A 13,448-nucleotide genomic window follows, 5' to 3' on the forward strand; every position below is an offset into this window, starting at 1 on the left:
ATGATGATGCGCTCTCCGGGGTGTTATCCCGACCCTGAACGTTCTTTTCGATGCATAGTCCTCGGATTCACTCATAAACTTTCACTTTAGTTTAGCACAATCTGAAGGTCGGGGTAGACAAAGCAGAGTGAAAATGCCCAGCCGGAACATCAGGGCAACCCAGCTGCCGATCCTTTATTTTTCCCGGGGATTGCCCCTGGCACACACTTTCGCTTATACTGAACTTATCCCCCCTGGGGGGATAGGATCATCAGAAACAGTGATTCAGGCAGGTTGTTGCTGGGATTCGGATTTTCAACAGTTTGAATAGTCGAAAACAAGTTGAAGATATAGCCGACTATACAAATGTAACTGAAACTGAAAATTAATTTGAAAATCCAGATGAAACTTCAGTTGAAACATCAGCTGAAACTTCGGTTTAAACATCAGTCAAAGAAAACAGAAAGCAGGAGGACTATATGAGCGAACAGGTTCATTCTCACCAGGATACCAAGCGGATCGTAAACCGGATGTCCCGGGCCATCGGACACATGGAATCCATCAAGCGGATGATCGAAGAAGGACGGGACTGCAGTGAAGTGCTGATTCAGCTGTCGGCGGTCCGCTCGGCAATCAACAATGTCGGCAAGCTGGTACTGGCAGACCATATCAAGCATTGCGTCGTGGATGCCGTACAGTCAGGTGATGATCAGGTGCTGGAGGATCTGAGCCGGGCCGTCGATAAGTTTCTTTAATCAGGGGATGCACTCCCAGGTAGAAGATCTGTGCTGATGGGACGGGTCTGAATGAACCGACAACGATACTTAATTTTGGGGAAAGAGAGAATTAGATAATGCGGAATAACAAGGTGAGGGAAATACTGGAGCTGGCGGTGCCCGCTACGGTGGAGAGCATCCTGCAGACGCTGGTGGGGTTCATTGATACGCTGATGATTTCCCGGCTGGGGCTGCTGGCAGTAACGGCGGTGGGAATCTCGGGCAATATCTTTGCCATCTATCTGGCGGTGTTTATTGCTCTGGGGGTTGGTACGTCCTCTTTAATCTCCCGCTATCTGGGAGCGGGCAAGCCGGAGGAAGCCCGTCGCATTGCGGTTCAGTCCACCGGTCTGGCGCTGGTCAGCGGGGCTCTGTTTGGAGGGGCTTCATTGGTCTTTTCCCGACAGCTGCTGGGGCTCCTGGGAGCTCAGGCCGATGTAGTGACTCAGGCGCTGCCGTTCTTTCAGGTGGTGGGAGCTGCTTCGGTGTTGATCTCGCTCTTGACGGTATTTGGCACCATGCTGCGGGCAACGGGCGATGCCAGAACACCGCTGATGGTCAACAGTCTGGTCAATGTGCTGAATGTCGGGCTGGATCTGATCTTGATTTTTGGGCTGGGGCCGATTCCGGCCCTGGGGATTCTGGGAACGGCCATTGGTACGGTTCTGGCTCGTCTGGTCGGAGTGATCCTGATGTACCGAAAAATCCGGCAGTCGAAGGTGGGATTTTCAGTATCTGATGTATTTGCCCGATCCAATTACACGGAGCTGGTCCGGCTGTCGGTGCCGGCAGCTCTGGAGCGCCTGGTGATGCGGCTGGGGCAGGTACTGTATTTCGGAATGATTATCTCGATGGGCGTCAAGACCTATGCCGCTCACTCCATTGCCGGCAATCTGGAGGCGTTCAACTATATGCCGGCTTTTGGCCTGGCTGCCGCTGCTTCCGTCCTGGTGGGAAATCAGACGGGCAAGGGCGACCGGAAAGCGGCCTATGAATATGGCGTTCTGTCCTTCCGGCTGGGAGCTTGCGTTATGGCTGCGCTGGGCATCATCATGTTCATCGGTTCCCCCTGGTTTGCCACCTGGTTTACCAGGGATGCCGAGGCCATTCGCAAGATCGTCACAGCTCTGCGGATTGATACCTTTGCCCAGGTGCCTCTGGCTGCCAATCTGATTTATGCCGGTGCCCTGCATGGGCAGGGGGACACCAAATCCCCGCTCAACAGCACCATCATCGGCATGTGGGGTCTGCGAGTCGTGGGCGTCTACATCCTGGGCATCCGCCTGGGCTGGGATATTGCCGGCGTCTGGCTGGCCATCCTGATCGATATCACCATGCGGGCCATTTTCCTGTTCCTGCGCTTTCGCCGGCGCAGTCTCACCGGTGAACCGGCGATTCTGCTTGAAAAACCAAACGAATAACTGACTGAAACTCAATTTCCGCACATTGGATTACCTTATGTCTTCCTTCAGATAAATTGTCCAATCAAGGAGGTAACATGATTCTATAGATGTGGATCGACGGGTTTCCATGCTTAAATTCAATACGTTATTATGGGAGGATTTAAAATGAAGAGTGCAAAACGGAAGTTCGATAACATTTGCGTTTTCAATGAAACGACCCCTGATTATTTTCTATTTAGAACGGATGAACTTGATGCTCCGGATGTTCATGAAACAAGTGTAATTTACAATGCGTTTCAAATCTTTGGAATTCCAGATTCACTTTCAGATACTGAAATGGAAGAAGCCTTTCATGGCGAAAAGAAAGATATGAAAAAAATCGGTACGATCCATGGCTGCCTGATCCTATGTGAGGAGATTACCTTGCAAGGGGAGGATCCACATTTAGTATGCGATGATCTTGATGGGGATCTCGAATATATGCTGCATGAACTGGAAGAGGAAGGAACGATTAATGTTTCTGATGGTCTCTCTGGTGAGCGGATCTACTATATCCATGAATTTTTTCTTGAGGATGAATTCAAAAAAGATCTCGAATTGGAGAAGTTTGTTATCAGCAAACTACCGGATTTTGTGTATACATTGCTGCATGTCCGTCCTGAAGTACTATCCTACATTTATCCTTTACCAGGTTTACTTGAAGATCCTAACAATGGACTTGTTGATAGTGATACCAGTACAGAAAAAAGTACGACATCGGTGTTTTATCAATATAAAAAACATGGTTTTCGAGAAGTCGGAACCAGTAGAGTAGTTTACAAAGATCTTAGATAAAGGGAATCAAATAGCATGACAGATCAGGACTACTGGGGTTATCCCATTGATCTAACTCAAAAAATTATCATATTGCTGAAAAACCGGTTAATGGTTTATTCGCAGTGCAGCATTTGCACATTGCAAAGGATCCATGAACTTCTATGTTTGCTCGCCTTTCGATTGAAAAGTAATTATGATATAAAGAATTGTCTGAATTGAATAATACCGAAACAGGTTCGACCGGGATTCAGCCGGTCGATGATAAGGGAAGTGGGTGAAAATCCCACGCGGTCCCGCCGCTGTAATAGAGGAGTTTCTGTAATGAACCACTGGGAAACCGGGAAGGGAACAGAAATGATGATGCTTGAGCCAGAAGACCTGCCTGTTTTGATACACTGTCAACTCTACGAGCGATAGAGGGTGTTGTTTTAGTTTTTTGGTTTTTTGAATAATGAACTTTATCATGCCTCTGGACCGTTGGGTTTGGGGGCATGTTTCTTTGAACTGTTTATCGGTCCTGCACCAGGTAGGGATCAGAGGCCGGACTGATCGGCCCAGATCCTGGACTGATTGTTCCAGATCCCTGAACGATAGATCCAGATCCTGGACTGATTTTTCGCGAAGCGCGCGCTGATTCCGGGAAAAGAAAGACTGCAGCATGGATGACGGAATTCAGGCAAAGACAATGAGGTGGCGGCATGCCCAATGGTGGGGGTGTCGGAACGGGGGTGCTATTTGAACATCATGATGGCAGGCATCGATTATTCGATGGCAGGCATTGAGATTCGAGAGAAGTTTTCATTTACCAGAGAGCGCCAGAAGGGGCTTTATCAAGAGAACATGGGAACCGCCGGGATTCGCGGGGCCGTATTGGTTTCAACCTGCAACCGGACCGAGCTGTATCTGTCGGTGGGAACGGACTGCAGCCATGATCCCTTTGAACTGCTCTGCGCAGCAGCCGGGATTGACGTACAGCAATATGTGGGACTGCATCGGATGAGACGGGGCCGGGAGGCCTTCGCTCACCTTTGCCGCCTGGCCTGCGGCCTTCAGTCTCAGATCCTGGGGGAAGACCAGATCATTACTCAGGTCAAAGAGTCCCTGGTGATGGCGCGTCAGGCTAGGGCCGCGGACAGTCTGCTGGAGGTGATGTTTCGCACTGCGGTGACGGCAGCCAAGAAAATCAAAACAACAGTCCGATTTTCCAAAGCGGACCAGTCGGTTGCGCATCGCACCCTGCAGATCCTGCAAGCCCATCCTGCGAAGCCGAAGCGGATTCTGGTAATCGGCAATGGTCAGGTCGGGCGGCTGGTGGCAGCTGCGCTGAATCAGCACGGCTTTCAGGTGAGCATGACGCTGCGCCAGTACCGGCACGGCAGCATCGAAGGAATTGCGGGCGTCACCGGCATGGATTACGCGCAACGGTACGAACACCTGCCGGATTTTGACGCAGTGGTCAGCGCGACACTGAGTCAGCACTGCACGATCGAGCGCGCCCGGCTGATGGGCATGGCCCGCGTGCCTCGGGTAATGATCGATCTGGCCCTGCCCCGTGATATCGAGCCGGCAGTCGGTGAACTTGAGGGAGTCACACTCTACAACATCGATACCATCGGCAGTGACAAAGTAAGGCAAGACAACACGTTGCAGCTCGAAAAGGTGGAACGGAACATGCCCAAGAAGATGCAGATTGTGTTCCAGGATCCGTATTCCTCGCTGAATCCGCGGCTGAGCGCGGCGGAGATCATTGCCGAGCCGCTTTATGTCAACCGCGTGTACAAAACCAGCGCGGAGACTCAGGCCCGGGTGCGTGAGGTCATGGAGGTCGTCGGTCTGGAGGAGCGGTTAATCAACGCGTTCCCGCACGAACTGGACGGTGGTCGGCGGCAGCGCATCGGCATTGCCCGGGCGCTGGCGCTGCAGCCGGAGTTCATTGTGCTGGACGAGCCGGTTTCGGCGCTGGATGTGTGCATTCAGGCGCAGATCCTGAACCTGATGAACAGCCTGCAGAAGCAGTTCGGTCTGACTTATCTGTTTATCTCGCACAACCTGAGCGTGGTCAAGCACGTCAGTGACCGGATTGCGGTCATGTATCTGGGCAAGATCGTGGAGATGGCGGACTATCAGTCGATCTTCAAGAACCCGCTGCATCCCTACACCCAGGCGCTGCTGTCGGCGATTCCGGTGGCGAAGCTGGATTCGGTCAAGAACCGGATCATCCTGGAGGGCGATGTGCCCAGTCCGATCAATCCGCCCGACGGCTGCCGCTTCTACGGCCGCTGCCGCTACCGGATGGATGTCTGCAAAAACCAGAACCCGGAATTAATCAAGACGGACAGCGGCAGCTACGTCGCCTGTCATTTACATACAGCAAAGGCGGAGGCATAAGCATGAATATTGACAAAAAGTACGTGTTGGATCTGATGCAGGAACTGCTGAGCATTCCGAGCCCGGCCGGTGACACCGGTGCCGCCATGGAGCGAATCCAGCAGGAATTCGAGTCCCTCGGCATCCCGACCAGAACCACCAGGAAGGGCGCTCTGATCGGACAGATGGTGGGAACTGATCATGAGAACCACCGCCTGATCGCGGCCCACATCGATACTCTGGGCGGTATGGTGTCGGAGATCAAGTCCAATGGCCGCTGCCGCATCGCGAACATCGGCAACTTCCCCTGGAATGCCTACGAAGGGGAAAACCTGATCATCAAAACCATGGACGGAACCACCTACAACGGTTCGTTCCTGCCGGAGAAAGCATCGATCCATATCCATTCCGAATCCGCCGGAGAAACCCTGAGAACGCCCAAGAGCATGGAGATCCGGATTGACGAGCCGACGGAAAGCAAACAGGAAACCCTGGATCTGGGCATCCGGGTCGGGGATTTTGTCACCTTTGATCCCAGAACCATCATCACCGAGAGCGGCTATGTCAAATCCAGATACCTGGATGACAAAGCCTGCGTCGCCGTCCTGTTCGGCGCCGTCAAGTACATGGTGGACAATCAGATCACTCCGTCCCATACCCTGGATCTGTTCATCAGCAATTACGAGGAGCTGGGACATGGTGTATCCGGCATCTCCGATGCTGTCTATGAAATGCTGGCCCTGGATATCGGAACGGTGGGAGAAGGACATACCTCCCATGAGCATGCCGTCACCATCTGCGCCAAAGACAGCCGCACCCCCTATGACTTCGGCTTCCGCAAGCGTCTAGTGGAATTAGCCCAGCAGAACAACATCGACTACCGAGTCGACGTCCATTTCCGCTACGGCTCCGATGCCAGCATCTCCGTTCTCCAGGGCGCGGATGTCAACTTCGCCTGCATCGGCATGGGGGTCGACGGCACCCACCACTACGAACGCACCCACTGGGATGCCATCGAGAACAACACCCGGCTGGTCATCGAGTACGCCAGAAGCTAAGCACCCAGGATAAACCAATCAGCTGAAAAACACAACTTATGTTAAGATACAGCCAGAAGATGTGAGTGATCTCTTCTTATGCTCTCATTGAGTTGGTCACATAATAAAGAACGTAAGAAGAAAAACTTGTCCGAAAGATATTCCGTAAACCAGAACAGCAAAGTATGACAACAGAGCATGCATCAGACAGGACAGCAGGGTATGACAGCAGAGCACAACAGCAGAGTATGACAGCAAGGCATGACAGCAAGACAGCAGAGTATGACATCAGAGCAAGACCGCATGGCATGACAGCAAGGTATGACAACGGAGCATAACAGCAGAATGTGACATCAGAGCAAGACAGCAAGCTATGACATTTGGTTTTACAGCAGATCATGCCAGCAGAGGTTTGACTGAACGTTTGGGCTGGAAAGCCTGGGCGTTCAGTCTGGGGAATATCGGTACAGGGGTCATTCACCTGGCTGCTTGATCGGAGCAATGAATAATATTAACACTTGAGGATTTTACATGGATGTTAGAATGTTAGCACAACAAATCGAAGAGGATATCATTCGCTGGAGGCGTGATTTGCATCGCATTCCGGAGCTTGGCATCGAGCTGCCGCAGACTTCGGGCTATGTTCAGAAGGTATTGAATGAGCTTGGGATCGAATATTACACGGTCATGGACGGCAATGCCATTGTGGCCTTGATTCGGGGTACTATGGACAAGCCGGTGATCGCGCTGCGGGCAGATATGGACGCATTGCCGATTGTCGAAGAAACCGGTTTGGCGTTTGCTTCTGAAAATGGGAGGATGCATGCCTGCGGCCATGATGGCCACACGGCCATGCTCCTGGGCGCGGCGATGATCCTGCAGTCGCAGCGGCATCTGCTGAAGGGCTGCGTGAAGCTGCTGTTCCAGCCGGGGGAAGAATATCCGGGTGGAGCTCTGCCCATGATTGAGGCAGGGGTACTGCAGAATCCACCGGTGGATGCGGTGATCGGCATGCACAACGGGCATATCTCGACCGAGGTTCCTCATGGCATGGTCGGCATTAAGGCCGGTCCGCTGATGGCTTCCACGGACAAAGTTCAGATCCGGGTGAAAGGCAAGGGGGCTCATGGAGCCTACCCGCAGGAATCCGTGGATCCGGTGACCATTTCCCAGCAGATTGGCTCAGCGCTTCAGACGCTGGTCTCCAGAGAAACCAAGCCGACGGACTCGGTGGTTCTCTCCATCTGTAAAGTCAATGGGGGTTCCAATTTCAACATCATTCCGGATGAAGTGGTCATGGAAGGTACCGTTCGGACCTTAAGCGGACAAACCAGAATCCGGGTAGCTCAACGGATCAAGGAACTCTGCAAGGGCATTGCTCAGGCAATGCAGGGTGATGCCGAGATTATCTATGAGAACCTGTATCCGCCGCTGATCAATGATGAGGAGTTCACGAAACAGTTCAGCCGCTCGGCTGAAAAGATCGTGGGGGCTGAGAAGGTCTACTGGATGAAAGAAGCCGTCATGGGCGGTGAGGATATGGCCTACTTCCTGGAGCGGGTTCCCGGTACCTTCTTCTTCTTAACCAATCCCGGAGTCATTGACGGTCACATTTATCCGCATCATAATTCCAGGTTTGATCTCAATGAAAGCACCTTCGCAACGGGTTCAGCTCTGCTGGTTCAGACGGTACTGGACTATCTGCAGGCATAGCAGGTTCCCGGCAATGAAGCGCTTTGAAGCGCATTACTATGCGATAAGGAATGCTGATCAGGAAAATTATTAGCACTGAAACGACCACCATTCAGCGCACGTAGCTGACTGGTGGTCGTTTCGGTTTTAAGCGGGCATTGTGTTCAATTTATTTTAAAATCACCTTGCACTGGTCAGGGTTATGACATGATTGGAGAAATATAAGAGTCTCGCATGTAAAACGATTTGATTGAGGCGTCTTTGTAAAAAAATGAAAATTAGCATGGATTAACAGTATTGAACTATTCAGGTCGAATATTGAAAAGAAGTGCATAATTATACGTGTTATAATGAAAATACAGATAAAGAAAATAGGGATAAGGTATAGATATTGCAATGCGATTCAGGTATAATACCTTATATATAAATATTCATAAATAATAACTAATTGCATATATAACAAATCAGTTCAAATACTCAAACAGTGACCATGAATCTGACAGAGTCAATGAATCTGACAGATTCAATGAATCTGACAGAAACAATGAGATGGACAGAATCAATTAGATGGACAGAATCAATTAGATGGACAATGTCAATGAGGTTGATCATGTCAAAGAGTCGTATCAAGTCAGTGTGTCAGACAGAGTATGATTTTGACAGGAAGCTATATGACAACAGATACTTGATCGAACAGAACGAGAAAAGACATAACGAACAAAAGATAGAATGATACTGGAGGTACTTATGGAACAATCATGGATTACAGCTGAAGTGGAAGCGGATATGATTCGCTGGAGACGGGATCTGCACCGGATGCCGGAATTGGGACTGGAGCTGCCCAGAACCAGTGCTTATGTGCAAAATGTGCTGACTTCACTGGGAATCGAATTTAAAACGCTGGTCAACGGAAATGCCATTGTGGGGCTGATCCATGGCACGGGTGAGGGCAAGGTGATTGGTCTGCGGGCTGATATGGACGGTCTGCCGATTCCGGAGGAAACGGGATTGGCGTTTGCCTCAGAGAATGACAACATGCATGCCTGTGGTCATGACGGGCATACAGCCATGCTGCTGGGCGCCGCCAAGGCACTGCAGCTGAACCGGGACAAGTTCAAGGGTACAGTGAAGCTGCTGTTCCAGCCGGGCGAGGAATATCCAGGCGGCGCTCTGCCTATGATCGAGGAAGGCGCGCTGGAGAACCCGAAGCTTGACGCAGTGATCGGCCTGCATAACGGTCATATTTTTCCGGAGATCCCCAAGGGCATGATCGGATACAAGGTGGGACCGATGATGGCTTCCATGGACCGGATCCTGCTGACGATCAAGGGAAAGGGATCCCATGGGGCGTATCCCCATAACTCCGTTGATCCCATCTCTATTGCCATGCAGGTGGGTTCCGCTCTCCAGACATTGGTAAGCCGCGAAACCAAGCCGGTGGATCCGATTGTATTGTCACTGTGCAGGATCCAAGGGGGATTCAATCAGAATATCATCCCGGACAAAGTGGAGATCGAAGGAACGGTCCGTACGCTGAACCACGAGACCCGCCGCCGCACGGCCCGCCGGATTGAAGAACTTACCCAGGGGATTGCCCGGGCCATGCAGGGAGATGCCGAAGTGGTATATGACTTCAAGTACCCGCCGCTGATCAATGATGAAGCCTTTACCAACTTCTTCAAGGAAACCGCAACGAAAGTAGTCGGAGAAGACCGTCTCCTGGAGATGAAAGAACCTGTCATGGGCGGAGAAGATATGGCCTACTTCCTGGAAAAAGTCCCTGGAACCTTCTTCTTCCTGAACAATCCCGGAGCCATCGACGGAGAAGTCTACCCACATCACAATTCCCGGTTTGACCTGGATGAGAGCTTCTTCAAGGATGGCGCCGCCCTGCTGGTTCAGACCGTACGGGATTACCTGGCCTAGGCTGCACATGATCCTGCGGACCCTCAAGATCCTCAGGGTCATCAGGATCATCAGGATCATCAGGATCCTCAGGATCATCAGGATCCTCAGGATCATCAGGATTATCAGGATTATCAGGATTATCAGGGATAATAGGCTTATTAGGCCTATCAGGATTCTCAGCGTTATCTGTTTGGGATCGTAACAAAGGAGCGGAGCAGCTTTTGGCTGTTTCGCTCCTTTGTCCTGAGTGGATTGTTGATGCTGGCAGGCGAATCTTTAATGGGCAAGTATTTCAAGATTCGGTACGTAACTTACAGGTAAGGTGCTCAGGTTACTGGTCAGGCACGCAGATCACCTGTACTTGGTTGCTGGAGTGGTTTTATGCCTGTCAGTCCGTTGCGCCTGGGTCAAATGATTTAGTTAGTGGCTGCCGGCTCCCGGTATCTGCGGTAGTAATTGTAGCTGTCGCTTTCCATGACGGATTGCTTATGTCCGATGGGGGTTCTTTTTTCGAAGAGCTCGAAGCCGCAGGCTTCGCCCAGGCGACAGGATGAAACGTTGACCGGGTCGATTGTCAGGATGAGGTAGGGGATGTCGGAAACGGTAAAGCACCAGTCTACTAAGGCATTGACCGCTCGGACAGTCAGGCCTTTTCGTTGCCAGGCTTCGCTCATAAAGTAAGCTACTTCTACTTCGTGGAGCAGGTCTTCTTCTCCCATGCCGACCATACCGATCAGTTCATCGTTATCCTTTTGAACTACTGCGAACCGCCGGTTCTGCCAGACGTTGATATTATCTTTGTGCTTTTGCATCCAGTCAATGAATCCATAATAGCCTTCCGGCTGGACTCCGCCTTCGCACCAGTCTCTCATGAAGCGTAGGATGCCTTTTTCCCGGACGATGCGGTGCAGGGAGGGAGCGTCTTTTCTCTCAAAATCTCGAATGACAATATCACCTAAGTCAATATACATGATATACCCCGTTGGATCCCTGGTTGGGATGAAATTTCAGTCGTTGAAAGGCCCTGATTCGCCAGCGAATCAGGGCCTTTCGAACGCTGATCTAATCTTGGTTTATCACTCAGCTGGCGCTGCGTCAAGGTTACAGCTTTATATTCTGATATTACATACGATAATTTTGAAAAAAAGAATTGTAATCAATCATCTATAAACGATATGATAGAGTTATAAGAGTTTCCTGTAACCACAAACTTAACAGATGATGAATGGCGAAGTTACTAAAATGGGGTAGGCTTCGCATGTAGGGTTAATTGCCTGCCATTACTTAAAAAGTAACATTCAGAAGGAGAAGGTGTATGTATTGTAAGACTTGCGGGAACAAAATGGCAGACAACGAGGTTGTCTGTTCAAGGTGTGAGGCCCATAACAAAATCGATGAAGCCATAGACGGGTCAGACCGTTTGCAGTCCTCGGGCGCGGAGATGTTGAGTCGAGACCTGTCAGTAGTGGAGAACAATGAGTTTGTGGCAAAAAGTATGGCTTATGCAAAGGACTACTTCCAATATTTCTTACGGGCGATGAAGCAGCCATTTAAAGTGAGCCAGGATATGGCGGAACCGAATGTACAGATGTTCGGCATGGTGACGGTTGGTATTTTTTCGTTCCTGTTTCCGTTGCTGCTCTTTTTTATGCTGAGTTTTTTCAAACCATCCTTTACTGACATGGTGCTCATTCCGTTCCTGACATTTGCTGCGATTGCTGCAGCTGTGGTCGGTGTCCTGATGCTGGTTGGCCGTTGGATGAAAGCCGGGGTTTCCTACAAGGAAGTATTCGGAGCGTACGGCACGTTGTATGTTTTGCCGGTGGCTCTGCTCGTGGTTTCATTCTTTGCGGTTCTGATTAAGAATTACTATCTGTTCGGTTTGATGGTTATGCTGATCGTTTTGTCTTCCAGTGTAGTGAATGCAGGAGTTCTTTTCAGCATCAGGAGTCAGATGAAAGAAGAACCTGCGATAGACATGATTCATGCCGTTTTAGGTTCCTACCTGGTGACGGCGGTCTTATTCAGCATATTAGGCAACACATTGCTATCAGATTCCTTTGGTCAAGTCTTCGGGCTCTTCAACTATTTGTTCTAAGCGATGCGGGGTATATTGAATACTCGCAGTGAGTTGACGCTTGCGTCAATATAAATCATCAAAAATGATGCTCCGTCCGAATTGCAACTTAAAGTGAAAGACTTTTTTAGCTAAGCAAACATAAATGTAGTTTCATTCTGGACGGTGTCCTTCCCCTCGACGGGGTCCTTCGGTCAGGGTTGTTAACCCGATTGGGCCTGACCTTGACCGGTGGGCTCCGTCGAGGGATGCTACATCCTGCCAGAATGATACAGGGCCTTTGCCTCGTATGCTGTCAATCCGCCCAATACCCGTCTTGGGTAATTATTCAGCCACTCCTGAAGTTTCTGTATCTGAGCATGGCTATAATCTTTAATGGCAGCCCCCTTTGGGATGTGGTACCTGATCAGTCCATTGTTCTGCTCATTGGTTCCTCTCTCCCAAGAACTGTACGGATGACAAAAGTAAACTCTTGTCCGTGGCTTCTTACTGCCTGTCACCGATCGAATCAGTGCCTTCCAGTCGAGAAACTCAGAGCCGTTATCCACGGTGATCGATTTAAACATCTCACTGAATTTGACTCGCCCCATCCTACGCTCCAGCCGGTTAAGTACCTTCAAAACTTCGTCCTGGGTTTGCCGTGCAATCTTAAAGACCAGGCTCTCCCTTGTCATCCGATCATTCAGCGTCAGAAGGGCTGCGAGCCCTTTGCCTTTGCCTGATACGATGCAATCCATCTCCCAATGCCCGGGTTCACTTCGTTCAGTGCTTTCCACTGGGCGCTCTGTGATGCCAGGGGCATCCAACACCTTATTGGCACGTTTAACCCGACGATACGTACGCCTGGTCTGGTTCCCTTCCCGGGGCAGATTTTGATTGGAAACATCCGTGATATACCCCTTGCTGATGTAGTTATACAGAGTACGGGTTGAAACAAGGGTCTTGGATGGCATGATTTCCTTTTTCTTCAAGTCCATGATAATAGCATCCGGAGACCAGCGCTCTTCAAGGATCTTATGAGCTACATAAGCAACAAACTCATGGTCATCGCCAATTTTGAGGGCAGGTCCCTTGTTGGTGGCGGCATAATCATATGCCTCCTGTGCGATATCCGCGGAGTAGGACACATAGAGGGTCAAATCGGAGTTCATGAGTTCAACTCGCCCTTTTTTCAACTCCCGGCTTACAGTAGCCTCACTGCATTGTAAGACCGTCGCCATGTGTTTTTGGGTCATTTGTTTATGCTTCGCAAGAAGATGGTTTGATCGAACCATCCCCTCGAGTTGTTGACGATCCTTGTAGGATAAATGAGAGTATTTCTTTCTGGAGACCGAGGTGTTAGAATAGAGGTGGCTCATAGCTTTGCTCCTTAATGTTTGTTTAGTCACCTACA

10 protein-coding genes, 1 pseudogene and 1 riboswitch are annotated in these 13,448 nt (G+C 50.4%); of the genes and pseudogenes, 9 read left to right on the forward strand and 2 right to left on the reverse strand.

Annotation, left to right across the window (positions count from 1 at the left end; all coding sequences use genetic code 11):
* Positions 1–458: 458 nt before the first annotated feature.
* The 8 genes and pseudogenes from NQU17_04500 (at position 459) to NQU17_04535 (ending at position 9,996) form a co-directional block, all read left to right on the forward strand.
* Positions 459–734 (forward strand): metal-sensing transcriptional repressor, encoded by a 276-nt coding sequence (locus NQU17_04500; protein UUM12828.1) that lies wholly within the window; start codon positions 459–461, stop codon positions 732–734.
* A 98-nt stretch (positions 735–832) separates the two neighbouring features.
* Positions 833–2,176, forward strand: coding sequence for an MATE family efflux transporter (locus NQU17_04505; protein UUM12829.1), 1,344 nt, complete (start codon positions 833–835; stop codon positions 2,174–2,176).
* Positions 2,177–2,323: 147 nt separating this feature from the next.
* Positions 2,324–2,992 carry a hypothetical protein gene (locus NQU17_04510; protein UUM12830.1) on the forward strand — a complete coding sequence of 223 codons (669 nt, stop codon included), beginning with the start codon at positions 2,324–2,326 and terminating at the stop codon, positions 2,990–2,992.
* A gap of 197 nt (positions 2,993–3,189) precedes the next feature.
* A riboswitch (cobalamin riboswitch) is annotated at positions 3,190–3,375 on the forward strand.
* Positions 3,376–3,721: 346 nt separating this feature from the next.
* A pseudogene (locus tag NQU17_04515) lies at positions 3,722–4,576 on the forward strand (glutamyl-tRNA reductase).
* A 9-nt stretch (positions 4,577–4,585) separates the two neighbouring features.
* A complete protein-coding gene (locus tag NQU17_04520) occupies positions 4,586–5,362 on the forward strand; it encodes an ATP-binding cassette domain-containing protein (protein UUM13457.1) in 777 nt (258 codons plus the stop codon).
* A 2-nt stretch (positions 5,363–5,364) separates the two neighbouring features.
* The gene (locus tag NQU17_04525; protein ID UUM12831.1) at positions 5,365–6,399 is read left to right on the forward strand and encodes a M42 family metallopeptidase; all 1,035 of its coding nucleotides are present in this window, start codon (positions 5,365–5,367) and stop codon (positions 6,397–6,399) included.
* A 522-nt stretch (positions 6,400–6,921) separates the two neighbouring features.
* Positions 6,922–8,091 (forward strand): M20 family metallopeptidase, encoded by a 1,170-nt coding sequence (locus NQU17_04530; GenBank protein UUM12832.1) that lies wholly within the window; start codon positions 6,922–6,924, stop codon positions 8,089–8,091.
* A 726-nt stretch (positions 8,092–8,817) separates the two neighbouring features.
* Positions 8,818–9,996, forward strand: coding sequence for a M20 family metallopeptidase (locus NQU17_04535; GenBank protein ID UUM12833.1), 1,179 nt, complete (start codon positions 8,818–8,820; stop codon positions 9,994–9,996).
* Positions 9,997–10,394: 398 nt separating this feature from the next.
* Here the strand turns inward: NQU17_04535 and NQU17_04540 are convergent, their stop codons facing one another.
* A complete protein-coding gene (locus NQU17_04540) occupies positions 10,395–10,949 on the reverse strand; it encodes a GNAT family N-acetyltransferase (protein UUM12834.1) in 555 nt (184 codons plus the stop codon).
* Positions 10,950–11,320: 371 nt separating this feature from the next.
* On the opposite strand from NQU17_04540, the gene NQU17_04545 reads away from it, so the two are divergent.
* Entirely contained in the window at positions 11,321–12,076 is a 756-nt protein-coding gene (locus NQU17_04545) for a hypothetical protein (GenBank protein UUM12835.1), read from the forward strand.
* A gap of 230 nt (positions 12,077–12,306) precedes the next feature.
* Here NQU17_04545 and NQU17_04550 read toward each other — a convergent pair whose 3' ends face one another.
* Complete coding sequence (locus NQU17_04550) at positions 12,307–13,413, reverse strand: IS30 family transposase (GenBank protein ID UUM12836.1); 1,107 nt, start codon at positions 13,411–13,413, stop codon at positions 12,307–12,309.
* Between the last annotated feature and the right edge of the window lie 35 nt (positions 13,414–13,448).

It is taken from the genome of Clostridiaceae bacterium HFYG-1003, assembly GCA_024579835.1.
Lineage (GTDB): Bacteria > Bacillota > Clostridia > Clostridiales > Clostridiaceae > JG1575.